Source organism: Mycolicibacterium doricum (assembly GCF_010728155.1).
GTDB classification, from domain to species: domain Bacteria; phylum Actinomycetota; class Actinomycetes; order Mycobacteriales; family Mycobacteriaceae; genus Mycobacterium; species Mycobacterium doricum.
Map to the genome: position 1 here is coordinate 3,393,543 of NZ_AP022605.1, position 26,849 is coordinate 3,420,391.

Here is a 26,849-nt window from a genome sequence, read left to right on the forward strand (position 1 = left end):
CACCATGGAGGCCCGTAGATGAGTCCGACACCGCCCGCCCTCGACATGGCCGCGATCCTCCAAGACACCTCGAACCGGGTGGTGGTCTGCTGCGGGGCCGGCGGCGTCGGCAAGACCACCACCGCGGCGGCGATGGCGCTGCGGGCCGCCGAGTACGGCCGCACCGTTGTGGTCCTGACTATTGATCCGGCCAAGCGTCTCGCGCAGGCCCTGGGCATACAGATCCTGGGCAACACCCCGCAGCGGGTGCCGTTGGCGCCCGAGGTTCCCGGCGAACTGCACGCGATGATGCTCGACATGCGCCGCACGTTCGACGAGATGGTGATCCAGTACTCGGGCCAAGGCCGGGCCGACGCCATCCTGGATAACCAGTTCTACCAAACGGTGGCCACGTCGCTGGCCGGCACGCAGGAGTACATGGCGATGGAGAAGCTGGGTCAGCTTCTCGCACAGGACAAATGGGATCTGATCGTGGTGGACACTCCGCCGTCGCGCAACGCGCTGGACTTCCTCGACGCCCCGAAACGCCTCGGCAGCTTCATGGACAGCCGGTTGTGGCGCGTGCTTCTGGCGCCGGGGCGCGGTATCGGGAAACTGGTCACCGGGGCGGTGGGGTTGGCGATGAGGGCGATGTCCACCATCCTGGGGTCCCAATTGCTATCGGATGCAGCCGGTTTCGTGCAGTCGCTGGACGCGACGTTCGGCGGCTTCCGAGAGAAGGCCGACCGGACATACGATCTGCTCAAGCGGCGCGGGACCCAGTTCGTGGTGGTGTCGGCGGCCGAACCCGACGCGTTGCGTGAGGCGGCGTTCTTCGTCGACCGGCTGTCGACGGAGCGGATGCCGTTGGCGGGGCTGATCCTCAACCGCACCCACCCGGCACTGTGCTCGCTACACGCGGACAAGGCGAGTGAGGTGGCCGACGCACTCTCGGAGAAAGACCCGGAATCGCTGACCTCGGCGGCTCTGCGGATCCACGCCGACCGAACGCAGACGGCCAAGCGTGAAGTTCGACTGCTGTCCCGGTTCACCGGCGCCAATCCCCATGTGGCGATCGTCGGTGTTCCTTCGCTGCCCTTCGACGTCTCGGACATCGAGGCGCTGCGGGCGATCGCCGATCAGATCACCGGGGCGCCCAGCGCCGCCTGACCGCGATCGGGAAGAAGGAGCTCAGACCGCGCTACGGTGTTTGCGCTGCGCGGAGAAGAACTCTGACCAGGAAACGACCTCGGGATGCTGCTTGAGCAATGCACGGCGCTGACGCTCGGTCATCCCACCCCAGACGCCGAACTCCACGCGGTTGTCGAGGGCGTCCGCGCCGCACTCCAGGATGACCGGACAGTGACGGCAAATCACTGCGGCCTTGCGCTGTGCGGCGCCGCGGACGAACAGTTGGTCCGGGTCGGCCTGCCGGCAGCGGGCCTGGGCGACCCACGCGATCCGCGCTTCGGCCTCTGCGCCGTGTGCGGGAGGCGACGATATGACGGTTGTCGTAGTTTTGTGCACCGCGGGCCGATTACTTGACACCAGCGATCCCTTCGTTCTGCCGTCGCACCCGACGGTGACCCTCCGGAGTAGAACGCTGATGCGATCTACGCCACATTGCCCCAGGCGCTGTGTCCTGGATCGCACTGTGTGTCCAAGCTAGGTGGTCAGAGCCCATTTGCGCAACACTTTGCGCCCGTCTTTTTTGGGACGGCCGTGCCGTCTGATCGCCTTCTTGGAGATCGAGGATTCCCGGCGCGGCGCTCAGAGGATCACTATTGGCGGCGATCTCCCTGCTCCGGCGATCCCGTCGGGCGAGGTCGTTACTCTGTACACATGCCGGAGCGTCCGCCAACCGCCGTCACGGTCGTCAAGCTGGCCTGGTGCTGCTTGCTGGCCAGCGTGCTGACCGCCGCACTGATGTTCCCCGTGGTCGGCGGCATCGGTCTGATGTCCAACCGCGCGTCCGACGTCGTCGCGAACGGTTCCGCCGCCCTCGTCGAGGGCGAGATCCCGCAGGTGTCGACGATGGTCGACGCCAAGGGCAACACGATCGCGTGGCTGTACTCCCAGCGACGGTTCGAGGTGCCCACCGAGCAGATCGCCAACACCATGAAACTGGCGATCGTCTCGATCGAGGACAAGCGCTTTGCCGAACACAACGGCGTCGACTGGCAGGGCACGCTCACCGGGTTGGCGGGCTACCTGCGCGGCGACACCGACACGCGCGGCGGTTCGACGCTCGAACAGCAGTACGTCAAGAACTATCAGTTGCTGGTCGTCGCCCAGACCGACTCGGAGAAGCGGGCGGCGATCGAGACCACTCCGGCTCGCAAGCTGCGCGAGATCCGGATGGCGCTCACGTTGGACAAGACGTTCACCAAACCCGAGATCCTCACCCGGTATCTCAACCTCGTCTCGTTCGGCAACGGCGCGTTCGGCATCCAGGACGCCGCGCAGACCTACTTCGGCGTCAACGCCTCGGAACTGAACTGGCAGCAGTCCGCGCTGCTGGCCGGTCTGGTGCAGTCGACGAGCTCACTGAACCCCTATACCAATCCGGACGGCGCACTCGCACGTCGAAATCTCGTGCTGGACACGATGATCGAGAACCTGCCGAACGAAGCGGAGGCGCTGCGGGCCGCGAAGAACGAGCCGCTGGGGATCCTGCCGGTGCCCAACGAACTGCCGCGGGGTTGCATCGCCGCCGGTGACCGGGCCTTCTTCTGCGACTACGCACTGGACTACCTGGCCCGCGCCGGGATCAGCAAGGAACAGGTCGCCAAGGGCGGTTATCTGATCAAGACGACCCTCGACCCCGATGTACAGAGCACCGTCAAGTCCGCCGTCAACCAGTTCGCCAGCCCGGACACCCCCGGCGTCGCGAGCGTGATGAGCGTGATCCGGCCCGGTAAGGAATCCCATCCGGTGTTGGCCATGGCGTCCAACCGCACCTACGGGCTCAACCTGGATGCCTACGAGACCATGCAACCGCAGCCGTTCGCGCTGGCAGGTAACGGCGCTGGCTCGGTGTTCAAGGTCTTCACCACCGCGGCCGCGCTGGAGATGGGCATGGGCATCAACACCCAGCTCCAGGTGCCCGGTTCGTTCCAGGCCAAGGGTCTGGGCAGCACCGACCGGCCGGGCTGCCCGGCGGCCACGTGGTGCGTGAGCAACGCCGGCGGCTACCGGGGGTCGATGAACGTCACCGACGCGCTGGCCACCTCGCCGAACACGGCGTTCGCGAAGCTCATCTCCCAGGTAGGGGTGCCGCGTGCGGTCGACATGGCGGTCCGGCTGGGGATGCGGTCCTACGCACTGCCCGGCACCGCTCGTGACTACGATCCGGAGAGCAACGAGAGCCTGGCCGACTTCATCAAGCGCCAGAACATCGGGTCGTTCACCCTTGGCCCGTTCGAGGTGAACGGCCTGGAACTGTCCAACGTCGCGGCCACCCTCGCCTCGGGCGGCGTCTGGTGCCCGCCGAACCCGATCGCCCAGATACTCGACCGCAAGGGCGAAGAAGTTTCGGTGACCACCGAGACCTGCGAACAGGCCGTCCCTGAGGGGTTGGCGAACACCCTCGCCAATGCGCTGAGCAAGGACGACACCGGCGCCGGCACCGCAGCCGGTGCGGCCAGTTCGGTGGGCTGGAATCTGCCGATGTCGGGTAAGACGGGAACGACGGAGTCGAATCGATCCTCGGCCTTCCTCGGCTTCACGAACCAGTTGGCGGCCGCGAACTACATCTACGACGACTCGCCGACGCCGGGCGAGCTGTGCTCTTTCCCCCTGCGCCAGTGCGGCTCGGGAAACCTGTTCGGCGGCAACGAACCGGCGCGCACGTGGTTCACCGCGATGAAGCCGATCGCCACCAACTTCGGTCCGGTGGCGCTTCCGCCGACAGATCCGCGCTACGTCGACGGCGGCCCCGGCTCGAAGGTGCCGAGCGTGTCAGGCCTGACCGTGGACGCCGCCCGACAGCGCATCAGGGATGCCGGGTTCCAGGTCGCGGACGGAACCGCGTCGGTGAACAGCAGCTCGCGGTCCGGCACGGTCGTCGGCACGAACCCGAGTGGCCAGACCATTCCGGGATCGATCGTCACGATCCAGGTGAGCAACGGCATCGCGCCGCCGCCGCCGCCTCCGTCGTCCAGCGTTCCGGGTCTGCCCGGGGGACCGCCGCCGCCGATCGGTCAGACCGTGGTGGAGATTCCCGGTCTGCCGCCGATCACCGTGCCGGTTCTCGGGCCGCCACCACCACCGCCGCCGCCGTGACCGCCGGCTGACCACGGATGCCTGCTGTGCACGTTCCCACGGTGAGCGGGTGTACGCGAGTCAGGTTGGCCATCTGGCAGTAGGCTGCTGCCATGGCTGCTGCTCTGCCACGACCGACGACTTCGACGTCGATCAAGCTCTTGAAGAACACCGCTGCGGTGACCGCCGGCTCCCTTGTCGCGGGGATCGGTTACGCGTCGGTCATCGAGCGCAACGCGTTCACGCTGCGTGAGGTGACCATGCCGGTGCTCACGCCCGGCTCGACACCGCTGCGCGTGCTGCACCTCAGCGATCTCCACATGCGGCCCAGCCAGCGGCGTAAGCAGGCGTGGCTGCGCGAGCTGGCACGCCTGGAACCCGATCTCGTGGTGAACACCGGCGACAACTTGGCACATCGGCGGGCGGTGCCCGCCGTCGTGCAGGCGCTGTCGGACCTGCTGTCGGTTCCCGGTGTGTTCGTCTTCGGTAGCAATGACTATTTCGCGCCGCGTCTGAAGAACCCGCTGAACTACGTCACCAACCCGGGTCACCGGGTGCACGGGCAGCCGCTGCCGTGGCAGGACCTGCGCGCGGCGTTCACCGAACGCGGCTGGCTGGACGTGACCCACACGCGCCGCGAACTGGACGTCGCGGGGCTGCGCATCGCAGTGGCCGGTGTGGACGACCCGCACCTCGAGCGCGACCGGTACGACACGATCGCCGGCGCGGCCACGCCGACGGCTAATCTGTCGCTGGGACTCACGCACTCACCGGAGCCACGGTTACTCGACCGGTTCGCCGCCGACGGCTACCAACTGGTGATGGCCGGCCACACGCACGGCGGGCAGCTGTGTCTACCGTTCTACGGCGCACTCGTCACGAACTGCGAGCTGGACCGTTCACGGGTCAAGGGTGCATCGAAGTGGGGCGCCGACATGGCCCTGCACGTGTCGGCGGGTATCGGAACCTCGCCGTTCGCGCCGGTGCGGTTCTGCTGCCGCCCGGAGGCCACGCTGCTGACGCTGGTGGGGGCACCTACCGGCGGCTGGGACGCCGACGTGAAGGCCGGGCAGTCGCCGTCGACCGTCTCGGCGCGGTGACGAGGCGGCAGTGATGACAGGGCGGTCGTCGATCGCCGCTCACAGCCAGCCCCGCGCATGGGTCGACAATGCCGTCCGCCTGATCGAGGCCGATGCCCGGCGCAGTGCCGACACCCATCTGCTGCGCTACCCACTGCCGTCGGCGTGGGGTGAGGACTGCGGCGTCGCGCTCTATCTCAAAGACGAGTCGACGCACATCACCGGCAGCCTCAAGCACCGGTTGGCGCGCTCGCTGTTTCTGTACGGGCTGTGCAACGGGTGGATCTGCGAGGGCACGACCGTCATCGAAGCCTCCAGCGGATCGACCGCCGTATCGGAGGCGTACTTCGCAGCGCTGCTGGGCCTGCCCTTCATCGCGGTGATGACGTCGTCGACCAGCGCCAGCAAAGTCGCCCTGATCGAATCCCAGGGCGGGCGGTGCCACTTCGTCGACGAATCGACACAGGTGTACGCCGAGGCAGAGCGGCTGGCGGCGGAGACCGGCGGGCACTACCTCGACCAGTTCACCAACGCCGAACGCGCCACCGACTGGCGCGGCAACAACAACATCGCCGAGTCGATCTACCACCAGATGGCCGACGAGCAGCATCCGATCCCGGAGTGGATCGTCGTGGGCGCCGGCACCGGTGGGACGAGCGCGACCATCGGGCGCTACATCCGCTACCGCCGGTACGGAACGAAGCTGTGCGTGGTCGACCCGGAGAACTCGGCGTTCTTCCCGGCCTACGCCCAACAGGATCCGACGGTTGTGACCGGCGCGTCATCGAGGATCGAGGGGATCGGCCGTCCACGCGTGGAACCGTCGTTCCTGCCCGAGGTTGTGGACCGCATGGTTGTCGTACCTGACGCGTCGTCAGTGGCGGCCGCCCGGCATGCGAGCCATGTGCTGGGTCGGCGGGTCGGCCCGTCGACCGGAACGAATCTGTGGGGGGCTTTCGGACTCCTCGCGGAGATGAAGGGACAGGGACGAAGCGGATCGGTGGTGACGTTGATCGCCGACAGCGGCGACCGCTACGTTGACACCTACTTCTGCGACGAGTGGCTGAGCAGCCAGGGCATCGATTCGTCCGAATCGGCCGAGGTGCTCGTCGAATTCGAACGGTCCTGCGTCTGGCGCTGATCATCGGACCGGCCGGACAACGGTCCGTCGGCGGTCAGGAAGAGCCAGATCGCCGCCAGAGCGAAGAAGCCCAGATAGATGGACGCTCCCAACCCGGTCATGCCTGCCTCGTTTCACCAGTTGCGCGGCGCTCTGCCGTCATTCTGACCAACGCCACCGACAACCCCCGGCATTCCAGGTCAGGGGGAACTCGTGTCGCGAGGCCGTTTGGCTTTCCGAGGCAACGGTGCGATACCCTTTCAATGCTTCACGCGGGGTGTGGCGCAGCTTGGTAGCGCGCTTCGTTCGGGACGAAGAGGTCGTGGGTTCGAATCCCGCCACCCCGACAGCGTTTTTGCAGCTCAGAGGGCCCACGTTTGATCCGGTTGAGCCTTTCTGATTGCCAGTCCGCAGTAGATTCGCGAGCCTGTTCGAGTACCCACGCTTAGCCCGAAACCCAGAATTCCCAATACGGTGAGCAGGCCCGCGAACCATGCCCAGTGCTTCGCATGCCGCCTGGGATGGCGCTCTCCGACCGCGGATTGGGGCCGGCCCGGTGGCTCCGCATCGGCGGTCACGGTGTTGGCGACGGCGTCGTTGGCAGGATGGGTGGTTCTGGCGGGAGCTGTCCGGGCGGCAGGTCCAGCACCGTCTGGAGAAGGAAGCAGTCGCCCGTGATGGTGAGAGTGGCGAAATTGATTTGTCCAAGGTTGAATTCGTAACCATTGCCCTGCAAGTCGAAGTCGCGCTTGGCTTGCTCGTTGAACAGTGAAGAATCGTCCGTGGCGCCGTACTGCGCGGCTTCCTCGCGCACGATGTCGGCCGCTGTCGCGAACTCCTCCGCAGAGAACGTCCTGCCAAACACAACCGGATCAGCTCTGGGGCGCCGCGCGACGTCTGCGTGGAGCTTCTCGCACAATGCTCCGTTTCTCGCGGCCTTCACCCCGTGCGGGTCATCATCGAATCTCCAGGTCTGGCCCGGAACGGCGGCGGTGATCCGTTCGCCAATGACGCGGGCAGAGTTGTTGAGCCGCTCGCGGGCATCTTCGAACGAACCGTTGGCGCGCATGCTGTCGATCAGCTGCACCGCCTCGTCACCGTTAACGGTCTTGGACTCGTACGGATTCTCGGTCAAGGAGCAGCCACCTATCAGCGTCGAGCTACACAACAGAAAAGTCAGTGCCGCTAGGCGGCGCTGCGCTCGTTCGGCTCGCCGTCGAGTCACCATGAGAGCGGGGTTTCCCTCACCGTGAGATCCGGGCGGTCGAGCAGGATTGCCGCCAGGTTGTAGCCGCTCATTCGTTCTCCTGCATCCCGGCCATACTCTGCATGCCCAGACGCCCCGATCTTGGATTCATAGCCGTCGATAGGCGTTACGCCAGCATCCACTTCCAGGTGTTGGAACCGGAACCGAAGATTCCCGTCGTCGTTGATGACGTCGTTGGGGTTCGACCCCCAATCGTGTAGCGGCGCAAGGCCGCCGATGTAGTTTATTGGGTCGTCTGACGCGGACATCACGAAGAAGTTGTTGTCGTTCATTCCGAGATCTGCCGGTGTATCGGCCTGGAAGCCCGGCGATCCGTACATCACCGCATTGTCCACGAACTGGCTGGCTCCGTCCTGAAGCGCAATGCCCGACGTCAACGAGCCGTACGAATAGCCGAACAATGCTGTTGTGTGGCCCGGATTGTGTGCGGCGGCGTCGAGGTCTTGCAGAAAGGAGGTGAGTTTCGGTGCTCCTGCCTGGGCCAGATCATCGTTGAGCACCGATGAGTGGACATGAAGGAGGAAATCAGCCAGCTACCGGACGGGCAAGTCCGACGACAGGTCGGTCGCAGCCTCTGGCCCTTGCCGCTCCTCGTCGTCGCCGAGCATCTGCGTCGAATCATCGCTGCTCTGCTCGAACGTGATGCCTTCCAACTCGGCGGCGCTGGCCTCCACTTGGCCTGCGATGTGGTCGTCCGTCTGAGCAAGCTGCTCGGCGTGCCAGCGGATGTACTCCGCGTGCTCCGTTGCGGCGCGCTGGCGGGCTGCTGCTTCGAGCGGAACTCGCCGCTGTATATCGGTCACGGACAAGTCGTCGCCGACACGGAATCCGTCGGCTTCGGCGTCGGCGATGGCATCCAGTGCCTTGCTTTGGTCGGCCCGAAGATCACCTACGCCACGGGCCGCAGCGGCGGCAGCCTGTCGTATTCGTTCGCTTTGGCGTCGCACCACCACCATGTCGCCAGGAACACGGTCGGATGCTGCCTCAGCAGCGCTGCCATTCCACGTGGTGCCGCCCGGCGCGCGGACGTTCTGCGCCTGCTCTCCGAACAGCCGCTCGGATTCGGTGGCCTGCCCACGCCACCTACTTGAAGCACTCTCCAAATGTGCGAAATCCCAATTCGCGATCTGAGAACGCGTCGGCACCGTCGAGCTGGGCACCGCACTGGCTGGGGTCACATCGTCTCCGCGAGTTGTCGGCAGCGCGTTCATCGGTGCCTTGGTAGTTGTTGCTCGCTAACTGCATGTCTACGGCCTGCTGAGCTACTCGCCCCGACTGGCTACCGCGTGCCGCGGCAATGGCCGCGTCCAACGCCGACACCGCCGCATGCATTGCCTGACCGCCTCCTGCGCCGCTGCCGATGGGTAGCGCCCAACGTGGCGACAACTTCCTCACTGCTCGCAGCGGCCGTGAGCAGACCCGCGGGATCAACATTGAGGTCCTGCGCCACCCCGTGTGCCCCTTCAGCCAGCAACCGATGCAACCGTCTCCGCCAAGCAAACACCCGGCCCGCCCAGAATACGGGGCCAGCGGCGAAGCGATACGCACCGAATCCGCCGGGCGAACGCCGTTGCGGGACATGCCGGCTATCGGACCAGCGAAAAGCGCCACAGCTACGAAGCGAAGGGGTGGCGATAGCCAGGTACCCATTGTTCTGGCAACCCACATCGCCGGGAACTCCATCGCCCGGACTACACGTCAGCGTCGGCCGTCGCGCCGCGACCCGACATGTCGAAATTGATGACCAAATTGTCTACAAGGTGATCGTTGTCGCGCAGTACCGAGCGCCACCTCGTGCAGGACACGAGGATCCACCACTTACAGTAAGACCGCGAAGCGGCGGGTCACCGCCAGATTGTCGGTCCGCTCAGGCACGATAAGCGCATGCTTCCCGGTGACAGCGTTTCGCAGCGGAAGGCTCGCGGCGCCTTCTTTACGCCAGTTCCCGTAGCGCGTTTCCTCGTCGACTGGGCCGTCCAGAGCCCGGATGACGCCGTTCTGGAGCCGTCCTGCGGCGAGGCTATTTTCCTGCATGAGGTCGGCCGACGAGGTGACCACTCTGGCCCTCTAGTTGGAGTCGAGCTACACAAGAGTTCCGCCGCCGAATCGGAGCGAAGCCTGCGCGCTAGCGGGATCGATGCGACCGTCCATGTGGGTGACTTCTTCGCTCACTCAGAACTTGGCGCGTACGACGCGGTGGTCGGAAACCCGCCCTACGTCCGGTACCAAGCTTTTGCCGGAGAATCACGTGCACGAGCCCGAGAGGCCGCCCTCCGCGCGGGCGTCGCACTGTCTAACCTCGCATCTTCGTGGGCGGCTTTCACGGTCCATTCGGCGTTGCACCTAAAGAGCAGCGGGCGGTTAGGGCTCGTTCTGCCGGCCGAACTTCTGACGGTCAATTATGCCGCCGGAGTTCGGCAGTACTTGATGGACCACTTCCGCTCGGTGGGCCTTGTGCTTTTCCATGAGCGAGTGTTCCCAGGCGTGCTAGAGGAAGTCGTTCTCCTTCTCGCCGACAGTTACATCCCAGACGGTCACCACGGCGATCCGCGCCATATGCATCTGTGGCAAGTACGAGACGCTGAAGGACTGGCGCAACTTTCCGCCTCGCGACGATGGACTCCGCCGAATAAAGGGGCAAAATGGTCGGCTGGACTGATGTCAGCAGCTGGCATGCGTGCATTCGACGCCGTTGTTGGCAGCGACGGGTTCACTCGGTTGGAGACCTGGGGTGACACAACACTCGGGATGGTCACCGGCAGCAACCAGTTCTTCACTTTGTCCCCCGCCAAAACACAGGCACTTAGCTTAGAAACAACTGATCTCATCTCGCTGTCGCCTCCAGGCTCTCGTCACTTGCGCGGCTTGGGGTTGACGGAGAAGGCGCTGCGCGAACTGGGCGCGAGCGGCCAATCGACCCATCTTTTTCGGCCAGCCAATGAACCCTCGGCGGCGGCTTGGAGCTATATTCAGTCGGGCGAAGATCTAGACGTCCACCAAGCCTACAAATGTAGAGTTCGCACTCCATGGTGGCGGGTGCCGTATCTCCGCCCAGCCGACCTCTTCTTGACATACATGAATGCAGATACGCCGCGACTGACCTGCAATGGAGCTCGCGCTCACCACTTGAACTCAGTCCATGGCGTATACCTTCGCGAAGGTCTGAAGGCGGACGGCATGAACCTCCTGCCGGTCGCATCGCTTAATTCGATCACCCTGCTGGGAGCCGAGACTGTAGGGCGAGCCTACGGGGGAGGCCTGTTAAAGATCGAACCTCGAGAAGCCGATCAGCTTCCAGTGCCGTCGCCAACTTTGGTCCGCCGGAACGCAGACGATCTCCGCCGTATTCGGCCTGCCGTTGCAGCTCAGCTCCGCGCCGGGGGCCTACTCAACGCAGTTGCGTTAGTCGATGAGGTGCTGCTTACTGGTTCGATGGGCTTAAACCGGAAGCGTCTTCAGGCCATACGGCAAGACCATGCAGACCTCGCCGCCCGTCGCATTGCGCGGGGGAAGACCAACGGTGGCAAGTAAACCCAACGCCAAGGCACAAGCGTGGCCGCTGTTCGACGCGATTGTTCACCAATCACCGCTGAAGGGCAGAAACCCGTGGACGCCAGACGGCGCATTCGCCCCTGACTACGAGACGTTGCGCCAGTTGCTTGCGGTGCCGTTGCAACTCGGCGCCGAGACCCGTTCAGGCGTCCCAGCGCTCGCCATCGACGTATGGATCGCGTACGAACTGCGACGCGCCGGCCTCGACCCGGATGCAGTTTGGCCACGGGTCGAGGCGCCTCGAGTCGTAGATCGCGACGTGCTCAACTTCGTTCGAGCTGTCCCAAAGACGTTGGGCCGCGATGATTTGTTGTCGCGACTGAGGAGGGGCGGCGGCACCGGCGGAGTCGGGACTGCTTCGGCAAACATCGCTGGCAAGAATTACTTCAAACAAGTCGACGTCATCATGTCCTCGTGGCAGACCGGGCCTGAATTGCTCATCTCGACAAAGCGCATGGATTCGTCGTTTGGCAAGAATGCTGCTAATCGCGTTGAGGAATCATACGGCGACGCAAAGAATCTCGCGCTCCGCCATCCTCTGGCAGCCCTCGGATTCGCCTACTCCTTACGCTCGACCGCCTACACGGAAGAACGACGACAGTTCGATTGGATCGTCGACCTACTCATCAAGCTAGGGCGAGAAGATGACGCATACGATGCGTGCGCCCTCATCGTCCCCGAATGGGAAGGTGACGCACCTCCCGACACCGCACCAGGAATCGACGACGTCGTCATCGACCCCGATGACGTTGACGTCGAGGATGTCGACGAGGAGTCGACCGCGAACCTCACCAATCAGATTGCGTCTCTGCCGAATGTTGCCGTTACCCTACGGCACGATCTCGTGCCCGAGGAACTCAGCCCAGCGCGCTTCTTCTCCGTGCTGTTGACCATCGTTCTGGGAAACTCCAGTATCACTCAGCACGAGCAGGCGCGTGTGCGGCGTAGCGAAGCTGCCAGCAAAGGCCCGCCAGAAGATGGGTAATCGGTGAATCGGCCCGACTTGTGGGTTCGCTCGCCGCTAGCCTCGCTGGGCACACTTCACAACGGGACCGCGATACGGTACACAGAACGCCCTGACCCGTCTGGCTGGAGGCTGGTTTGAAACTTGATAAGTCGGACCTTCAACTCGAAACGATCGTTACTCGCATCAATTACAACGAATTGGATCTGCAGCCCAGTTTCCAGCGAGGGGAGATCTGGGACTCCAAACGCCGCCAGCGACTAATCGACACGATTCGATCGCGGATGGTATGTATCGGCAATTGACGTCGTGGTTCACTCTGACGAGAATGAGCTCGTCCTCGACGGACAACAGCGTCTGACGACGGTACGCGATTTCTTTGATGACCGGATCATCGTTGACGGATCCATTTAACCAACCACCGACGCTAAGGTAAGCGCACTGGACGGCCTCACTTATTCAAGAGCTGCCTGAAGAGGTGCGCAAAGCCGTTAACCGGTTCCCTATTCAAATAATCACCTTAAGAGACTACAATCCGCAAGAGCCAAACGAGCTGTTCTTTCGGCTGAATCAAGCATTCAACTTGACTCCGTCAGAGAAGCGGAACGCGCTCCATGGGCCTGCACGCGGATCAGGTTAAGGACTTGGTAGTCAGATGGAACTGGTCATCGAAATCGGGGCGTTCCTTGCGTTCTCCCGCCAGTCCGCAGTCAGTCCGCAGCAGTTCCGACACGGTTCCCCGTCAGCCAACGCCGTCAACACGCTGACGAGAAGATTCACGAGAGGTGGGTTCGAATCCCGCCACCCCGACTCGTGTGTTCGCAGAGGCCCTGATCCGGTTCGTCCGGGCGGGGCCTCATGCGTGTCAGCGGTCAGTCCACTGGGCGACTTCGCAGAGCGATCGCCACGCTGTGGGCCGGGAGCGGTCCGGTACCCAGGCCCGGTACCCAGGTGCGGTCTTGACCGTCAGGCCGGCCTCAGCGGCTCCGCAGGCGTCGGTTCCACCATGCGGGGTGACGTTGTGCCTGCGTTCTCAAGCGCCCGAACTCGATGCCTTGAATGCGCAGCAGGGCGGGCACAACCAGCAGGGGGACGACGGCGCCCCGCAGACCCGCCCGCCCGTTCTCCACAAGTCCGACAACCGCCGCGACCGCCGAGACGTAGAGGATCCCGTTGTAGGGCGCCATCAGGCGACCACGCATGCCTTCGCATTCCACCAGATAGGGCACCCCGCCGATCCAGCGTTTCGGCCAGTAGATGAAATGCGCGGCGACCGCCGACAGGAACAGCCCGTTGATCAGGCCGAAGTGCTTGTCCGAGCGATGGTCCCGCCGGCCGGCTGCGGTGTAGGACCACACGGTCCCGGTCGCCCACACGGCAGCGGCAGGTGACAGACCGGCCACCGACGAGAGCGGCATCGCGACGCCCGCGACGAGTTCGTAGAAGACGTGCGCGCCCATCGAAGCCGCCCCTACGCGGGTCCACGGCCTGCGGCGGTGTTGCCGTGAACGTGCGTTCATCACACCCATTGTGGCGGCAGCGGCTCGGGCCGCGCAAGCGGCGCGCGCCTCGGCTGTGACGTCGAGGACACTCCCCCTCGCGTCGCTTTAACCAGTTGGTCGATAAGCTGCCGGTGATGACCGCCCTTCGAGAGACCTCCCGGCCGCACGACGCGAGCTGGATCGCGCGTTTGCTCGAGTTCCAACGCGACGGTGACATTTTTATCGCACCCCAGGTCACCAGTGGTCCGGAGCACCGTCTGTTCGGCGGTCTGGTCGCCGCGCAGGCGCTGGGCGCCGCGGGCGCGACGGTGGATCCCGATAAGCGGGCGCAGTCGCTGCACGCCTACTTCGTCCGCGGCGGCAAGTATGGGATCGACGTCGAACTGCAGGTCGAGCGCACCCGCGACGGCCGCTCGTTCGACACCCGCCGCGTCACGGCGATCCAGGACGACAAGGTCATCCTCGAGATGATCGCGTCGTTCCACCGTCCCGAGGAAAGCGCCGACTGGCATCCTCAGCGACCTGCGACCCTGGCGTTGGACGACGCGGTGCCCAAGTCGCTCAAGCTCGAATCGGTGGACCGCTTCGAGCTCCGCACCGATCCGCGCGACACCTCCCCCTTCGCCATCCCACCGTTCTGGATCCGTAGCCGCGAGGTCGTCGAAGACGATCCGTTGATTCGCGCATGCATGCTGACCTACCTGTCCGACCTCGGGCCGGTGCTCGCCGCCCGCCCGGCCGGCGCACCCGACGCACCCGGTGCCGGAATGGCTGCTTCGCTGGACCATTCACTGTGGTTACATCGGCCATTCGATCCGCACCGCTGGCACCGCTACGAGGTGACCGGCGTGAACAACAGCGACGCCCGCGGCCTCGCCATCGGTTCGCTGTACGACGAAGACGGCCGGCTGATCGCCAGCACCACGCAGGAATCGCTCTGGCGCTGCTGACCGAGCACTTCGGTCTGCCGTGACGATTGGAACACCCAAGTAGCGGGTACGCCGTCGGTGTGAGTTACGCGCCGATCCTGGTCGAACCGATGCTGCCCGACGCCCGCGGCCCCCTTTCGCTGGCCGTGGTGAACGCCCTGACCGAGCGCGCCCCCCGCAACCACCTGTCCCGCATCGAAGCGTCGCTCGGCGATTCCGACCCGTACGGGCTTGATCTGCAGCTTGCGCTCTACGTCTGTTACGAACTGCACTACCGCGGGTTCGCAGGGGTCGACCCGCACTGGGAGTGGAACCCGGGCCTGCTACACCTGCGCGGCCAGATGGAGCAGACGTTCCTCGCCGCCGTGCGCCGCGACGTCGGGGAGATCGGCCCCGAGGAGACCGCTGCGGAGGAGATGGCCACCCTCGCCGTCGAACCGGTGGACGGTGAGGGACCGTCGTACTACCTGCGCGACAAGGGCACCTGGGGCGAGATGCGTGAGTACTTCGTGCACCGCTCGCTCTACCACCTCAAGGAAGGGGATCCGCACGCCTTCGCCATCCCCCGCCTGACCGGTCAGGCCAAGGCGTCGTTCGTCGCGGTGGAATTCGACGAGTTCGGGGGCGGGCGGGGACCGCAATTGCATCAGCAGTTGTTCTCCGACCTGATGGTGGCCGCCGACCTCGACGCGAGCTACCTCGGCTACATCAACGACGTGCCCGCCGAAGCGCTGGCCGCGGTGAACCTGATGTCGATGTTCGGACTGCATCGCGCTCTGCGAGGAGCGGTGGTCGGGCATTTCGCCTCCACGGAGATCACCTCGTCACCGGGATCTCGCCGGCTGGTCGAGGCGCTGGAGCGAATGAACGCACCGGATACCTGTGCGGCCTTCTACCGCGAGCACGTCGAGGCAGATGCGGTGCACGAGCAGGTCGTGCGAACCGATGTGGTCGGCGACCTGGTGGCCCGTGAACCGCAATTGGACGCTGACGTGGTGTTCGGGATCCGGGCGCACGCACTGCTCGAGGGTCACCTGGCCGACCACCTCATGGCGTGCTGGACTGCGGGCCGGACCTCGCTACGCCGACCGCTGTCCTGAGGCATCGCAAGGAGCCGACGAGTCGGCGTCCGAGTCGTCGGCGCCACGGCGGCGCCGACGATGGCTGGTGTCGCAGAGCGGGTAGGTCCTGCTGCGCTTGCACACGCAAACCGCGACCATGAACCGGTCGGACTCCACGACGTTGCCGTCGGGCATCTCGATACGGACCGGGCCCTCGATCATGATGGGGCCCCCCTGCACCAACCGGACGGTGCGTGGTTCGGTCATGGCTTGTCCGCGCGGATGACCAGCAGCTCTTCCTCGCGCCGGCCCCGGTCCAGCCGCCCTGTGTCCTCGAGCCAGTCGGCGCGCGAGGTCAACACCGGGCCAAACGGAATCCATTGCCAAGCCACGACTTCCGCGTCCAGCCCGACGCTCGACAGCGCCGCCAGGGTGGCGCGCGGATCGGCGAACTCCGACTGCACGAGCAGCAAGCTCCCGCCGGGAGCGAGGAGGTCGGGCACCGCCTTGCACAGTGGGTCGAGGATCATGCGCCCGTCGTAGCCGGCGTCCCACGCGCGGGCCGGACCGACGCTGGACGGCACCGGCTCCCGGTCTGCTTCTGGGCCATGCGGCACGTACGGCGGGTTGCAGGTCACGAGGTCGAACGGGGTGAACTCCATTGCCCGCGACCAGGATCCCAGATGGACGTCGATGTCGACGCCGGCGGCAAGCGCATTGCCGCGCGCGCAGCGCACCGCGCGGGGGCAGACGTCGAATGCGGTGACCGACGAGGCGCCCTGCAGCGCGGCGTTGACCGCCACCACTCCGCTGCCCGTGCACAAGTCGACGGCACGGCGACCGACCGCGAGACCGGTCTTCTCCATGATGTCGATCAGCAGTTGCGAATCTTGCTGGGGGGCGTACACGCCGTCCGCGGCGACCACGGTGTCGCGCTCGTCGGTGTATGCAGTCGTCACATCAGCCTCTCGACGCAAATCGGTCATAACTGCGGTGATTAATGCCCTGAATCGCGGTTGTTAAACCGCGCGCACCCCGTTTGCCCTGGCGCCGGGGCGGGCACCCGGTCGGGCGTGAACGTCTCAGATCTCCTCGCGCTACCGGTCGAGGTCGGCGCCGCGGCGCGCCGACGCAGGCTGTTCCATCCGGCCGGGGTGTTCGCCCGCGGCCACATCGAGCGGGTCGCCTCGCCCGGTCAGGGTCTCCCCATCGAATCGGGCCGTGTGGTCGGCAGGGTATCCAAGGCGGTAGGGCTACCGGGTTCGGTCCCAGATATCGCCGGCCTGGCGTGGCGAATGACCAAGGACTCACACCCGTGGGACGTCCTGCTGGCCACCACCGTGCTCAACCGGTTCCTGTTGCTGCCCACCGCATCCTGGGATGACACCAGCTACTCGAGCCTGATGCCGTTGCGGTATGAGGGCGGCGTGTGGTGGGTCCGCGCGCACCTGGCCACCAAACTCGACCGCCCGGGACTGTCCCTCGACACCGTCACCGACCAGCTGGCGCGCGGTGACCTGCAATTCAGCATCGATCAAGCCGCTGGCACAGGCCAATTCGCCCCCATCGCCCGATTGACCCTGTCGGAGGTGATTCCACCCGACAAGGACATGTCGTTCGATCCGACGCTCAACACCGCGCCCGGGGTTTCGCTGGCACCGGGATGGCTGACCGACTTCCGGCGCGCGGCCTACCGCCGCAGCCGGGAAGGCCGCGGCGCGCAGTGATACTTAGCTTAGTCCGGTGACTCCTCGGTGTCATCGGCGGTGGTGACCTCCGGCGCCACCTCACGCGAGGCCATCGGGCCCTCGCCGCCCTGATCCGACGGGCCAGGCCGGCCGCCCTTGGGTTCGGAAGCGTGTTGCTCGTCGTAGATGCCTTCGCCACGGGGCACGGGTGCTCTCCTCTCGTCACGGCGGGACTACCCCTCGACCGCTTGGCTCAACCAATAGCCATGCAGTCGTTGACGAGTGCCGAGCCCTGTGACGCAGCCGACCTTGACCCGGAGGTTCGGCACATCCCAGAATTCGAGCGTGTCAATGAAGAGTGAGCGCGAGCTGATCGACGAAGTCAAGAACAGGCTCGTCGCGAAGTTCTCCGACGTACCGGAGGGCCGCATCATGATCGCCGTCGAAGAGGCCTACGCAAACTTCACCGACAGCCTCATCCGCGATTTCGTCCCGCTCCTCGTCGAACGCCGGGTCGGCGACGAGTTGAGGCTCGACCGCTCGTCCGACCTCGCCTACAGCTGACCCGTCAGGCCGCCGCGGAGCGCAGCTTTTCCAGTAGCGGACCGGCCGCCTCCTGCAGGAAACGATCCTGGCCTTCGTCGCCCACCTGCACCAACGCGATGTCGGTGAACCCCGCCTTCCAGTACGAGCTGACGGACTTGACGATCGCGTCGAGGTCCGGGCCGCACGGAATCGACTCCGCGGTGTCCTCCGGGCGCACGAACTGGGTCGCGCCCGCGAACCCGGCTGTGGTCGGGAGGTCGGCGTTGACGGCCCATCCGCCGGCGAACCACCGGAACTGCTCGTGGGCCCGCGCGACGGCCGCGTCCCGGTGGGGATCCCAGCAGATCGGGATCTGGCCGATCACCCGCACGTCCCCGGGCAGACCGGTCGCACGCCGCGCGTCGTGCCATGCGTCGACGAGCTCCCTGTTGGGTTGGACGGCGATGAGGTGGTCGGCGAGTTGGGCGAACGCCTCGACCGACCGCTCGCCGGATACGGCTGCGGCGATCGCGACCGGCGTCTCGGGTAGATCCCACAGCCGGGCGGAGTCGATCTGGAAGTACTCGCCGCGCCAGTCGACCACCTCACCGGTGAACAGTTCGCGGATGATCTGGATCGCCTCGCGCAGCATGTCCTGCCGCCGGGCGATCGTCGGCCACCCCTTGCCGACGACGTGTTCGTTGAGGTTCTCACCGGTGCCCAGGCCGAGGGTGAAGCGGCCGTCGGCGAGGATCTGCAGTGTCGCCGCCTGCTGTGCGACGATCGCAGGGTGGTAGCGCATCGTCGGGCAGGTGACGTACGTGAACAGTTCGACGCGTTCGGTGGCGTGCGCGACGGCGCCCAGGGTGGTCCAGGCGTTCGGCGCATGACCCTGCGCCGCGAGCCACGGTGAGTAGTGGTCGCTGGACACTTCGAAGTCGAATCCGGCGCTCTCCGCGGCGGCAGCGTAACGGACGAGATCCTTGGGCCCGCTCTGCTCGGTCATCAGGGTGTAGCCGAAGCGCGTCATGGCGTCCCGGGTAACCCGTGCCGTACAGGTGCAAACGACGGTGACGGAAAACCCAGGGCTGCTGCGCTTTACACGCGGACTACAAGCGCGCCTTGACGGCAGTGGACAGTCGCGAACCGTCGGCCTTACCCCCGGCGATCGCGGCTGCTGCCTTCATGACCTGGCCCATCTGCTTCATCGTCGGGCGCTCACCGAGTTGTTCGGCGACCTGAGCCATCGCGGTGTCGACGACGGCGGCGAGTTCGGCTTCCGTGAGTGGGGTCGGCAGATACTCCTCGATGATGCGGGCTTCGGCGTGCTCGTTGGCGGCCAGCTCACCACGACCGTTCTGGGTGTAGACCTCGGCGGCCTCACCGCGCTTGCGTGACTCCCTCGTGAGAACCTTCACCACGTCGTCGTCGGTAAGCTCCCGCGCCTCCTTACCGGAGACCTCCTCGGTCTGGATTGCTGCCAGCAGCATCCGCAGCGTGGCCGTGCGCAGCTTGTCCTGTGATCTCATCGCGGTGGTGAGATCTGCGCGCAACCGCGCTTTGAGTTCCGCCATGCCAACGAAACTACGCCGGTGCCACCGGCGGCCAGGCCCGTCACGACCGCAAACACGCGTGCCACATTGTCAATCGGCTTGGTGATCGACAGGATGGTGCCCATGAGCAATGACGCCGGTGGGCCCGGCCAGGTCGACCCGCCGCCGCCAAGACCTGGTCCACCCGGTTACGCTTCGTCGCCGTTTGCACCGCAGGGCTATCCACCGCCCGCGCACCACCGGGGTTACCCGCCGCCCGGGTATCAGCAGGGTTACCCCCCGCCCGGGTATCAGCAGGGCTACCCCCTGCCGGGGTACGCACCGCCCGGGGTGCTCAAGCCCGGCGTCATCCCGTTACGCCCGCTCGGGTTGTCCGATATCTTCAACGGGGCGGTCAACTACATCCGGCGAAATCCGAAGGCCACCCTCGGCCTGACCGCCGTCGTGGTCGTCGCCGCCCAGCTCATATCACTCGTCCTGCAGATCCTGGTCCCGTTGATCGCCACCGGCGATATCGACCCCACCCTGAGCGGAGATGCGCCCACCGCCGCCGACCTCGTCGCGCAGTCCGGATCCTCGCTGGCGGGGTCGGTCACCACCGCCCTGGCATCGGTGGTCCTCAGCGGGATGCTGACCGTCATCGTGGGACGCGCGGTGTTCGGAGCCGACATCAGCATCGGTGAGGCGTGGCAGCGGGTGAAGGGAAGGTTGCTCGCGCTCCTCAGCTTCACCGTCCTGGAGGCCGTCGCCATCCTGCTGCTTATCGTGGTGGTCGTGGTGGTGGTCATCGGGGCCGAGTCCGTCGGCGGTGGCGTCGCCGCGTTCCTCGTCGGCGCTCCGCTGGTCATCGCCGCATTGCTGCTGATCGTGTACGTCGCCACCTCGCTGGTGTTCACACCCGCCCTGATCGTCCTGGAGCGTCTCGGCATCGTCGAAGCGGCGGGACGCTCCTTCGCGCTGGTGAAGAAGGACTTCTGGCGGGTGCTCGGCATCTGGATTTTGGCCGCGCTCGTGGCGTTCGTCATCGCAGGCGCCGTCGGGGTCCCGTTCACCTTCGGTGGGCAACTGATCGCGGGGTCCGGGTCCGACGGCGGAGTCCTGGCGGGCCTCGTTCTGACCGCGGTCGGCGCGGCGATCGGCCAGATTATCACCTCCCCGTTCAGCGCCGGAGTCGTCGTCCTGCTCTACACGGACCGCAGGATCCGGGCGGAGGCGTTCGATCTGGTCTTGCACACCGGTGCGGCGGAGGGGCCCGGCGTTCCGGCCGATTCCACCGACCACCTGTGGCTGATCCGCCGCCCCTGACGTGCCGACCGTAGACATCGATCGGGATGCCGCGCGCGAGGCCGCCCAGCAGGAGCTCGACAAGCCGATCTACCCGAGGACGTCGCTGACTGATCGGCTCTCCGAATTGGTCAACGACCTGATCTACCGCATCGCTGCGGGCGGGGCCGGTGTGCCCGGAGGCTGGCTGACGATCAGCGTGCTCGGCCTGCTCCTCACCGTCGCGGTGGTCGTCGCGGTCCGCGTGGCACGCAGCACCATGCGTACCGACCGGGGCAATCACTCGCTATACGGCGGGCACGAGTTGTGTGCCGCCGAACACCGGGTGACCGCCGAACAGCATGCCGCGGCCGGACAGTGGGCGCTGGCGATCCGCCACCGGTTGCGGGCGGTCGCCCGGCAACTCGAGGAGTCCGGCGTTCTCGCAGCGGTTCCCGGTCGCACCGCCACCGAGTTGGCGAACGACGCCGGCCTCGCGCTGCCGCACCTTTCAGGCGCGTTACGCGCTGCCGCAACGGCGTTCAACGACGTCACCTACGGTGACCGGCCAGGGTCCGAAGCCGCGTACCGCTCGGTGGCCGCCCTCGACGACCACATCCGCGAGGCGGCCACCACGGCCGGCCACACCTCCGCCGCGCCGCCGGCCGGAACCGACTGGGCAGAGGTCCGATGACCCCTCCTGCCACCGCGGTCGGCCCCACTGTAGGACAACGCTGGCGCACCGGACGCTGGGTGATACTCGCGCTCATCGCCATCGTCGCGGTGGCCACGGTCGGCACCTTGCTGACCGCCTCACGGCCGGGCGCGCCGATGGATCCGCAGTCGACCTCGCCCGGCGGGGCCCGCGCACTGGTCACGCTGCTGCGGGACCGAGGCGTCGAGGTGGTGGAAGCCCGCAGCGTCGCCGACGTCGAAGGAGCGGCACGCGACGACACGCTGATCGTCTTCGCCGAGACGTTCGCCCTGACCGACGACGAACAGTTGCGCCGACTGGCCGACCTGCCGGGTGACCGGCTGCTGATCGAACCGGCGTCGCGGGTGCGGGAAGCGCTCGCGCCGGACCTGCGCTCGGACGGGGTCAGTTCGTTCGCGCCCGGGCCGGATTGCGATCTGCGCGAGGCCAACCGGGCAGGCGACGCTCAGCTCGGGCTGGCCGAGAGCTACCGGGCGACCGAGCAGGGGCTGGCACTGACCCGGTGCTACGACGGCGCGCTGGTCCGTTACAGCGGCGCGGGGCGCACGATCACCGTGGTGGGCACCTCTGGTTTCATGACGAACGACGGACTGCTCGAACAGGGCAACGCTGCGCTGGCGATGAACCTTGTCGGCAGTGCGCCACGGGTCATCTGGTTCACCCCACGGGAGCGGGAGGGTGCCGCCGGAACCGCAACCCTGTCCGACCTCGTTCCCCACCAGGTCAGCTGGATCGTCCTGCAGCTGTCGCTGGCGGTGGTCCTCCTCGCGATCTGGCAGGGAAGACGATTGGGGCCGCTTGTCGCCGAACAGCTTCCGGTTGTCATCCGGGCGTCGGAGACGGTCGAGGGCCGCGGCCGGCTGTACCGCTCCCGGCGCGCCCGCGACCGCGCCGCCGATGCACTGCGCACCGGCACCCGCAACCGTCTGCTGCCCCGGCTCGGCCTGCCCGCCAACACGCAGCCACCGGCGGTCGTCCAGGCCGTCGCACAGCGGGCGGGCGGCGATCCCCAGGTCGTCGCCTACGTGCTGTACGGCCCCGCCCCGGCGACCGACGCCGATCTGCTGACCCTCGCCCACCAACTCGACGACATCGAAAGGCAGGTCACCCACTCGTGACACAGCCATCAGCGCACACCACCCAAACAGGCGACACGGCAGCCGATTCGGCGCGCCAGGCGCTGCTGGCGCTGCGGCAGGAGATCGGCAAGGCCGTCGTCGGCCAGGACGCCGTGGTCAGCGGGCTGGTCATCGCGCTGCTCTGCCGCGGCCACGTGCTGCTCGAAGGCGTTCCGGGCGTGGCGAAGACGCTGCTCGTCCGCACGTTGGCCGCGGCGCTGCAGCTGGAGTTCAAGCGCGTGCAGTTCACCCCGGACCTGATGCCGGGTGACGTGACCGGTTCGCTGGTCTACGACGCGCGCACCGCGGAATTCGAGTTCCGTGCCGGACCGGTCTTCACCAACCTGCTGCTGGCCGACGAGATCAACCGCACACCCCCGAAGACGCAGGCGGCGCTGCTCGAGGCGATGGAGGAGCGGCAGGTCAGCGTCGAGGGTGAAGCGCGCCCGCTCCCCAACCCGTTCATCGTTGCCGCCACCCAGAACCCGATCGAGTACGAGGGCACCTACCAGCTTCCCGAGGCCCAGCTGGACCGCTTCCTGCTCAAGCTCAACGTGCCGCTTCCGCCGCGCGATCAGGAGGTTGCGATCCTCGACCGCCATGCCCGCGGGTTCGATCCCCGGGACCTATCGGCCGTGCGCCCGGTCGCGGGCCCTGCCGAATTGGCGGCCGGTCGGGCGGCGGTTCGTCAGGTCCTGGTGGCCGACGAGGTGCTCGGGTACATCGTCGACATCGCCGGCGCCACCCGGCAGTCACCGTCGCTGCAGCTGGGTGTCTCGCCCCGCGGTGCCACCGCGCTGCTGGCCACGGCCAGGTCGTGGGCGTGGCTGTCCGGACGCACCTACGTCACCCCTGACGACGTCAAGGCGATGGCCCGGCCCACGCTGCGCCACCGCATCGCGTTGCGTCCGGAAGCCGAGCTTGAGGGGGCCAGCCCGGACCTGGTGCTCGACGGCATCCTCGCGGCCGTGCCGGTCCCGCGATAGTGGTCCTCACCGGACGTGCTGCACTGGCCGCGTTGCTGTGCGTGCTGCCCATCGCCGTGGCGCCCGCTCCCGGAGTCGCTTTCGTGGCGCTGTCCGGTGCGCTCCTCCTCGCGATCGTGGTGGACACCGCGCTGGCCGCGAGTCCCCGCCGGTTGGAGGTGACCCGGTCCGGGGACACCGCCGCCCGGCTGGGTCAGTCGGTCGACTCGGTGCTCGACGTGCACAACCCGGGCGGGCGGCGGTTGCGCGGCCATCTGCGCGACGCCTGGCCGCCGAGTGCGCACGCCTGGCCGCGCACCCATGACATCGACGTGCCTGCGGGCCGACGGGTGACCGTGCGTACCGCATTGCGTCCGGCCCGCCGTGGCGACCTGCAGTCGGCGCTGGTGACCGCCCGCTCGATCGGTCCGCTCGGCCTGGCCGGCAGGCAGGCGTCGCACCGGGTGACAGGTCGAATCCGGGTGTTGCCTCCGTTCCTGTCCCGCAAGCACTTACCCTCACGGCTCGCCCGGCTGCGGGAACTCGACGGGTCGACGCCCGCGTTGATCCGCGGGCAGGGCACCGAATTCGACTCGCTGCGCGAATACGTCGTCGGCGACGATGTCCGCTCGATCGACTGGCGGGCGACGGCCCGGCGCGCCGACGTCGTCGTGCGCACTTGGCGTCCGGAACGCGATCAGCGCATCGTCATCGTGCTCGACACGGGCCGGACCTCGGCCGGGCGCGTCGGCGTCGACCCGGCGGCCGGCCCGGGCGGCTGGCCCCGCCTGGACTGGTCGATGGACGCTGCGCTGCTACTGGCGGCGCTCGCCGCGCGCGCAGGCGACCGTGTCGACTTCCTCGCCCACGACCGCGTCACCCGTGCCGGGGTGTTCAACGCGTCGCGCACCGAGTTGCTGGCCCAGTTGGTCACCGTGATGGCGCCGCTGCAGCCGGCACTGGTCGAATCCGACCCGGTCGCGATGGCGTCGGCGATCCTGCGCCGCGTGCGCCGCCGCGCGCTGGTGGTGCTGCTCACCGATCTCAACGCATCGGCCCTCGAGGAGGGTCTGATGGAGGTGCTGCCCCAGCTCGCCGCGCGCCACCACGTCCTGATCGCGGCGGTCGCCGATCCCCGGGTTGACCTGCTCGCCGCGGGCCGCGACGACGCCGCCGCCGTATACGACGCGGCCGCCGCGGAACGGTCGCGCAACGACCGCAACCGCGTCGCCGGCATGCTGCGGCAGGCGGGCGTGGACGTCGTGGATGCCCCACCCGAGGAACTCGCACCCGCGCTCGCCGACCGGTATCTGCAGATGAAGGCCGCGGGCCACATGTGATCAGCCGGTGGGCACCACGTCGGGCGCGTCTTCGATGTCGCCGGATTCGCCGGCCCGAACCGCCTTGCGGCCGAAGTGTACGACGTAGGCCAGGAACGCGACCTCGGCCACGACACCGATCGCGATCCGGGCGAACGTTGGCAGCGGCGACGGGGTGACCAGCGCTTCGATCAGGCCGGACAGCAGCAGCACCACCACCAGGCCGGCGGCCACCGCGACCACGGCCCGGCCCTGTTCGGCGAGCACTTGGCCCCGCGGACGGTGTCCCGGGGCGATGACCATCCAGCCCAACCGCATCCCGGCCGCCGCAGCGAGGAACACCGCGGTCAGCTCGAGCAACCCGTGCGGGGTCAGCAGCCCCAGGAAGATGTCGCCCTTGCCGGCGTCGAACATCAATCCGCCGGTCAGCCCGAGGTTGGCCGCATTCTGAAACAGGACGTACGGGATCGGCAGTCCGAGGAGAATGGCGAAACCGATGCACTGCGCGGCAACCCACGCATTGTTGACCCACACCCGCAGTGCGAACGAGCCCGCGGGATTCTCGCTGTAGTACGAGGCGAAGTCGTTGTTGACCAGCTGGTCGATGTCGCTGGGGGTGCCGACGGCCGACTGCACCTCGGGGTTACCCGCGACCCACAACCCGATCAGCGCGGCGACGAGGAAGAAGGCGGCGGCCGATCCGAGCCACCAGCGCCAGGAGCGGTAGGCGACGACCGGGAACGAGACGGTCCAGAAGCGCAGGAACTCGCGCCACAGCGGGGCGTGGGCACCGGTGACCGCCGCGCGGGCGCGCGCCACCAGCCCCGAGAGCCGGCCCACCAGAACCGAATCCGTCGACGCCGAGCGCACCATCGACAGGTGCGTCGACACCCGCTGGTACAGGTCCACCAGCTCGTCGACCTCGGCGCCGGTCAGCCGTCGGCGCCGCTTGACGAGCTCGTCGAGCCGGTCCCACGCGGGGCGGTGGGCCTGCACGAACGCGTCCACATCCACGTCGGTCAGCCTAGTAGCGTGACCGTATGGTCTCCCAGCCCGAACCGGTGGTGACCGGTGACGCGGTGGTGCTCGACGTGCAAATCGCCCAACTGCCGATCCGGGCGCTGTCGGCGATGATCGACATCCTGGTCGTGTTCGTCGGGTATGTGCTGGGAGTGGTCCTGTGGGCGGCCACCCTGAGCGACTTCGACACGGCGCTGTCGGCTGCGGTGCTGATCGTCTTCACGGTGCTCACACTGGTCGGCTACCCGCTGGTGTTCGAGACCGCGACGCGGGGCCGGACGCTGGGGAAGATGGCGCTCGGCCTGCGCGTGGTGTCCGAGGACGGCGGTCCTGAAAGGTTCCGGCAGGCCCTGTTCCGGGCGCTTGCCGGCGTCATCGAACTGTGGACGCTCGCGGGCGGGCCGGCCGCGGTGTGCAGCCTGCTGTCACCGAAGGGCAAGCGCATCGGCGACGTCTTCGCCGGCACGGTGGTGATCAGCGAGCGGGCACCGCGGATGAGTCCACCGCCGGTGATGCCGCCTGCGCTCGCGTGGTGGGCCTCGTCGCTGGAGCTTTCCGGCCTCGGCGGGGCACAGGCCGAGCGCGCGCGCCAATTTCTCTCGCGCGCACACCAACTGGAGCCCCGGCTGCGTGACGACATGGCTTACCGCATCGCCGGCGAAGTGGTCTCGCGGACCTCTCCGCCACCGCCACCGGGAACGCCTCCGCAGTATGTGCTGGCCGCCGTGCTGGCCGAACGGCACCGGCGAGAGTTGGCGCGTCTGGCGCCCACACCCCCGGCGTACCCATCGGCGCCCGCACCGTCGTACGGGGCCGCCACACCACCGCCGAACCCGGGGTTCACCCCGCCGGGCTGAGCCCGGTGGCCGTCACCGGGCGGCAAAGCGCGACAACGTTCTGTTCACTTTCGGGGTGTATAACAGCGAGTTATTCAGGGGTGAACGGCCGGTGAATGATTGGAGGAGTG

Annotated in this window: 26 protein-coding genes, 1 tRNA gene and 1 pseudogene; 18 read left to right on the top strand and 10 right to left on the bottom strand. The window is 66.9% G+C overall.

The window, feature by feature from the left end:
* Positions 1–18: 18 nt before the first annotated feature.
* Positions 19–1,149 carry an ATPase BagB gene (locus G6N07_RS16615; RefSeq protein WP_085188264.1) on the top strand — a complete coding sequence of 377 codons (1,131 nt, stop codon included), beginning with the start codon at positions 19–21 and terminating at the stop codon, positions 1,147–1,149.
* Positions 1,150–1,170: 21 nt separating this feature from the next.
* Here G6N07_RS16615 and G6N07_RS16620 read toward each other — a convergent pair whose 3' ends face one another.
* The gene (locus G6N07_RS16620; protein WP_085188262.1) at positions 1,171–1,527 is read right to left on the bottom strand and encodes a WhiB family transcriptional regulator; all 357 of its coding nucleotides are present in this window, start codon (positions 1,525–1,527) and stop codon (positions 1,171–1,173) included.
* A gap of 294 nt (positions 1,528–1,821) precedes the next feature.
* Here G6N07_RS16620 and ponA2 point away from each other — a divergent pair, with 294 nt between their 5' ends.
* From ponA2 to G6N07_RS16645, 4 genes are all read left to right on the top strand, one after another.
* Positions 1,822–4,263: a transglycosylase/D,D-transpeptidase PonA2 gene (gene ponA2, locus G6N07_RS16625; RefSeq protein ID WP_085188260.1), complete on the top strand. Its 2,442-nt coding sequence runs from the start codon at positions 1,822–1,824 to the stop codon at positions 4,261–4,263.
* Between the two features lie 92 nt (positions 4,264–4,355).
* Positions 4,356–5,342 (top strand): metallophosphoesterase, encoded by a 987-nt coding sequence (locus G6N07_RS16630; RefSeq protein WP_085188258.1) that lies wholly within the window; start codon positions 4,356–4,358, stop codon positions 5,340–5,342.
* A gap of 13 nt (positions 5,343–5,355) precedes the next feature.
* Positions 5,356–6,462: an L-cysteine desulfhydrase Cds1 gene (locus G6N07_RS16635; protein ID WP_085188256.1), complete on the top strand. Its 1,107-nt coding sequence runs from the start codon at positions 5,356–5,358 to the stop codon at positions 6,460–6,462.
* A gap of 252 nt (positions 6,463–6,714) precedes the next feature.
* A tRNA-Pro gene (locus G6N07_RS16645) sits at positions 6,715–6,788 on the top strand.
* 227 nt (positions 6,789–7,015) lie between these two features.
* Here G6N07_RS16645 and G6N07_RS16650 read toward each other — a convergent pair.
* Positions 7,016–7,669, bottom strand: a complete 654-nt coding sequence (locus tag G6N07_RS16650) for an LppA family lipoprotein (RefSeq protein WP_085188253.1) — start codon at positions 7,667–7,669, stop codon at positions 7,016–7,018.
* Positions 7,663–8,211, bottom strand: a pseudogene (locus G6N07_RS16655) (alpha/beta hydrolase); the annotation flags it as partial. The pseudogene G6N07_RS16655 and the gene G6N07_RS16650, both read right to left, overlap by 7 nt.
* 9 nt (positions 8,212–8,220) lie before the next feature.
* Here G6N07_RS16655 and G6N07_RS16660 point away from each other — a divergent pair.
* The 3 genes from G6N07_RS16660 (at position 8,221) to G6N07_RS16670 (ending at position 12,245) form a co-directional block, all read left to right on the top strand.
* Positions 8,221–8,799 carry a hypothetical protein gene (locus G6N07_RS16660; protein ID WP_163784234.1) on the top strand — a complete coding sequence of 193 codons (579 nt, stop codon included), beginning with the start codon at positions 8,221–8,223 and terminating at the stop codon, positions 8,797–8,799.
* A gap of 793 nt (positions 8,800–9,592) precedes the next feature.
* Positions 9,593–11,239 (top strand): N-6 DNA methylase, encoded by a 1,647-nt coding sequence (locus G6N07_RS16665; protein ID WP_085188249.1) that lies wholly within the window; start codon positions 9,593–9,595, stop codon positions 11,237–11,239.
* Positions 11,229–12,245, top strand: a complete 1,017-nt coding sequence (locus G6N07_RS16670) for a hypothetical protein (protein ID WP_085188247.1) — start codon at positions 11,229–11,231, stop codon at positions 12,243–12,245. The genes G6N07_RS16665 and G6N07_RS16670 overlap by 11 nt, the downstream gene beginning before the upstream one ends.
* 956 nt (positions 12,246–13,201) lie before the next feature.
* On the opposite strand, the gene G6N07_RS16675 is transcribed toward G6N07_RS16670, so the two are convergent.
* Positions 13,202–13,744: a hypothetical protein gene (locus tag G6N07_RS16675; protein ID WP_133055515.1), complete on the bottom strand. Its 543-nt coding sequence runs from the start codon at positions 13,742–13,744 to the stop codon at positions 13,202–13,204.
* A gap of 116 nt (positions 13,745–13,860) precedes the next feature.
* Here G6N07_RS16675 and G6N07_RS16680 point away from each other — a divergent pair, with 116 nt between their 5' ends.
* Together G6N07_RS16680 and G6N07_RS16685 are read left to right on the top strand one after the other, a co-directional pair.
* Complete coding sequence (locus tag G6N07_RS16680) at positions 13,861–14,676, top strand: acyl-CoA thioesterase (protein ID WP_179959998.1); 816 nt, start codon at positions 13,861–13,863, stop codon at positions 14,674–14,676.
* A 59-nt stretch (positions 14,677–14,735) separates the two neighbouring features.
* Positions 14,736–15,755 carry an iron-containing redox enzyme family protein gene (locus G6N07_RS16685; RefSeq protein ID WP_085188243.1) on the top strand — a complete coding sequence of 340 codons (1,020 nt, stop codon included), beginning with the start codon at positions 14,736–14,738 and terminating at the stop codon, positions 15,753–15,755.
* Here the strand turns inward: G6N07_RS16685 and G6N07_RS16690 are convergent.
* Both G6N07_RS16690 and G6N07_RS16695 read right to left on the bottom strand, forming a co-directional pair.
* Positions 15,735–15,983 carry a CDGSH iron-sulfur domain-containing protein gene (locus tag G6N07_RS16690; protein ID WP_085188241.1) on the bottom strand — a complete coding sequence of 83 codons (249 nt, stop codon included), beginning with the start codon at positions 15,981–15,983 and terminating at the stop codon, positions 15,735–15,737. The two genes, G6N07_RS16685 and G6N07_RS16690, sit on opposite strands and share 21 nt — an antisense overlap.
* Positions 15,980–16,675: a HemK2/MTQ2 family protein methyltransferase gene (locus tag G6N07_RS16695; RefSeq protein ID WP_085188239.1), complete on the bottom strand. Its 696-nt coding sequence runs from the start codon at positions 16,673–16,675 to the stop codon at positions 15,980–15,982. Before G6N07_RS16695 ends, G6N07_RS16690 begins: the two co-directional genes overlap by 4 nt.
* Positions 16,676–16,789: 114 nt before the next feature.
* Here G6N07_RS16695 and G6N07_RS16700 point away from each other — a divergent pair, with 114 nt between their 5' ends.
* Complete coding sequence (locus tag G6N07_RS16700) at positions 16,790–17,443, top strand: phosphodiesterase (RefSeq protein ID WP_085188237.1); 654 nt, start codon at positions 16,790–16,792, stop codon at positions 17,441–17,443.
* An 8-nt stretch (positions 17,444–17,451) separates the two neighbouring features.
* On the opposite strand, the gene G6N07_RS19770 is transcribed toward G6N07_RS16700, so the two are convergent.
* Complete coding sequence (locus tag G6N07_RS19770; protein ID WP_165756747.1) at positions 17,452–17,610, bottom strand: hypothetical protein; 159 nt, start codon at positions 17,608–17,610, stop codon at positions 17,452–17,454.
* A gap of 145 nt (positions 17,611–17,755) precedes the next feature.
* On the opposite strand from G6N07_RS19770, the gene G6N07_RS16705 reads away from it, so the two are divergent.
* Positions 17,756–17,968 (top strand): three-helix bundle dimerization domain-containing protein, encoded by a 213-nt coding sequence (locus G6N07_RS16705; protein WP_085188235.1) that lies wholly within the window; start codon positions 17,756–17,758, stop codon positions 17,966–17,968.
* A 4-nt stretch (positions 17,969–17,972) separates the two neighbouring features.
* Here G6N07_RS16705 and G6N07_RS16710 read toward each other — a convergent pair whose 3' ends face one another.
* Complete coding sequence (locus G6N07_RS16710) at positions 17,973–18,959, bottom strand: LLM class F420-dependent oxidoreductase (protein WP_085188233.1); 987 nt, start codon at positions 18,957–18,959, stop codon at positions 17,973–17,975.
* A 79-nt stretch (positions 18,960–19,038) separates the two neighbouring features.
* Complete coding sequence (locus G6N07_RS16715; protein ID WP_085188231.1) at positions 19,039–19,503, bottom strand: GatB/YqeY domain-containing protein; 465 nt, start codon at positions 19,501–19,503, stop codon at positions 19,039–19,041.
* A 93-nt stretch (positions 19,504–19,596) separates the two neighbouring features.
* On the opposite strand from G6N07_RS16715, the gene G6N07_RS16720 reads away from it, so the two are divergent.
* The 5 genes from G6N07_RS16720 to G6N07_RS16740 are packed head-to-tail and all read left to right on the top strand — an operon-like array spanning position 19,597 to position 24,883.
* Positions 19,597–20,787, top strand: a complete 1,191-nt coding sequence (locus G6N07_RS16720) for a DUF7847 domain-containing protein (RefSeq protein WP_085188564.1) — start codon at positions 19,597–19,599, stop codon at positions 20,785–20,787.
* A gap of 1 nt (position 20,788) precedes the next feature.
* A complete protein-coding gene (locus G6N07_RS16725) occupies positions 20,789–21,439 on the top strand; it encodes a DUF4129 domain-containing protein (protein ID WP_085188229.1) in 651 nt (216 codons plus the stop codon).
* Entirely contained in the window at positions 21,436–22,578 is a 1,143-nt protein-coding gene (locus G6N07_RS16730; RefSeq protein WP_179959999.1) for a DUF4350 domain-containing protein, read from the top strand. The genes G6N07_RS16725 and G6N07_RS16730 overlap by 4 nt, the downstream gene beginning before the upstream one ends.
* Positions 22,575–23,564, top strand: coding sequence for an AAA family ATPase (locus tag G6N07_RS16735; RefSeq protein WP_085188225.1), 990 nt, complete (start codon positions 22,575–22,577; stop codon positions 23,562–23,564). The genes G6N07_RS16730 and G6N07_RS16735 overlap by 4 nt, the downstream gene beginning before the upstream one ends.
* A complete protein-coding gene (locus G6N07_RS16740) occupies positions 23,564–24,883 on the top strand; it encodes a DUF58 domain-containing protein (protein WP_085188224.1) in 1,320 nt (439 codons plus the stop codon). Before G6N07_RS16735 ends, G6N07_RS16740 begins: the two co-directional genes overlap by 1 nt.
* Here G6N07_RS16740 and G6N07_RS16745 read toward each other — a convergent pair whose 3' ends face one another.
* Positions 24,884–25,876 carry a stage II sporulation protein M gene (locus G6N07_RS16745; RefSeq protein WP_085188222.1) on the bottom strand — a complete coding sequence of 331 codons (993 nt, stop codon included), beginning with the start codon at positions 25,874–25,876 and terminating at the stop codon, positions 24,884–24,886.
* A 26-nt stretch (positions 25,877–25,902) separates the two neighbouring features.
* Here G6N07_RS16745 and G6N07_RS16750 point away from each other — a divergent pair, with 26 nt between their 5' ends.
* Positions 25,903–26,739 (top strand): RDD family protein, encoded by an 837-nt coding sequence (locus G6N07_RS16750; RefSeq protein WP_085188220.1) that lies wholly within the window; start codon positions 25,903–25,905, stop codon positions 26,737–26,739.
* Positions 26,740–26,849: the final 110 nt, after the last annotated feature.

Excerpts from the sequence above, each read along its gene's own strand:
- G6N07_RS16615 (WP_085188264.1), top strand. The coding sequence starts at position 19 with ATGAGTCCGACACCGCCCGCCCTCGACATGGCCGCGATCCTCCAAGAC.
- ponA2 (WP_085188260.1), top strand. The coding sequence starts at position 1,822 with ATGCCGGAGCGTCCGCCAACCGCCGTCACGGTCGTCAAGCTGGCCTGG.
- G6N07_RS16630 (WP_085188258.1), top strand. The coding sequence starts at position 4,356 with ATGGCTGCTGCTCTGCCACGACCGACGACTTCGACGTCGATCAAGCTC.
- G6N07_RS16635 (WP_085188256.1), top strand. The coding sequence starts at position 5,356 with ATGACAGGGCGGTCGTCGATCGCCGCTCACAGCCAGCCCCGCGCATGG.
- G6N07_RS16650 (WP_085188253.1), bottom strand. The coding sequence starts at position 7,669 with ATGGTGACTCGACGGCGAGCCGAACGAGCGCAGCGCCGCCTAGCGGCA.
- G6N07_RS16660 (WP_163784234.1), top strand. The coding sequence starts at position 8,221 with ATGAAGGAGGAAATCAGCCAGCTACCGGACGGGCAAGTCCGACGACAG.
- G6N07_RS16665 (WP_085188249.1), top strand. The coding sequence starts at position 9,593 with ATGCTTCCCGGTGACAGCGTTTCGCAGCGGAAGGCTCGCGGCGCCTTC.
- G6N07_RS16675 (WP_133055515.1), bottom strand. The coding sequence starts at position 13,744 with ATGAACGCACGTTCACGGCAACACCGCCGCAGGCCGTGGACCCGCGTA.
- G6N07_RS16680 (WP_179959998.1), top strand. The coding sequence starts at position 13,861 with ATGACCGCCCTTCGAGAGACCTCCCGGCCGCACGACGCGAGCTGGATC.
- G6N07_RS16690 (WP_085188241.1), bottom strand. The coding sequence starts at position 15,983 with ATGACCGAACCACGCACCGTCCGGTTGGTGCAGGGGGGCCCCATCATG.
- G6N07_RS16705 (WP_085188235.1), top strand. The coding sequence starts at position 17,756 with ATGAAGAGTGAGCGCGAGCTGATCGACGAAGTCAAGAACAGGCTCGTC.
- G6N07_RS16710 (WP_085188233.1), bottom strand. The coding sequence starts at position 18,959 with ATGACGCGCTTCGGCTACACCCTGATGACCGAGCAGAGCGGGCCCAAG.
- G6N07_RS16715 (WP_085188231.1), bottom strand. The coding sequence starts at position 19,503 with ATGGCGGAACTCAAAGCGCGGTTGCGCGCAGATCTCACCACCGCGATG.
- G6N07_RS16720 (WP_085188564.1), top strand. The coding sequence starts at position 19,597 with ATGGTGCCCATGAGCAATGACGCCGGTGGGCCCGGCCAGGTCGACCCG.
- G6N07_RS16730 (WP_179959999.1), top strand. The coding sequence starts at position 21,436 with ATGACCCCTCCTGCCACCGCGGTCGGCCCCACTGTAGGACAACGCTGG.
- G6N07_RS16750 (WP_085188220.1), top strand. The coding sequence starts at position 25,903 with ATGGTCTCCCAGCCCGAACCGGTGGTGACCGGTGACGCGGTGGTGCTC.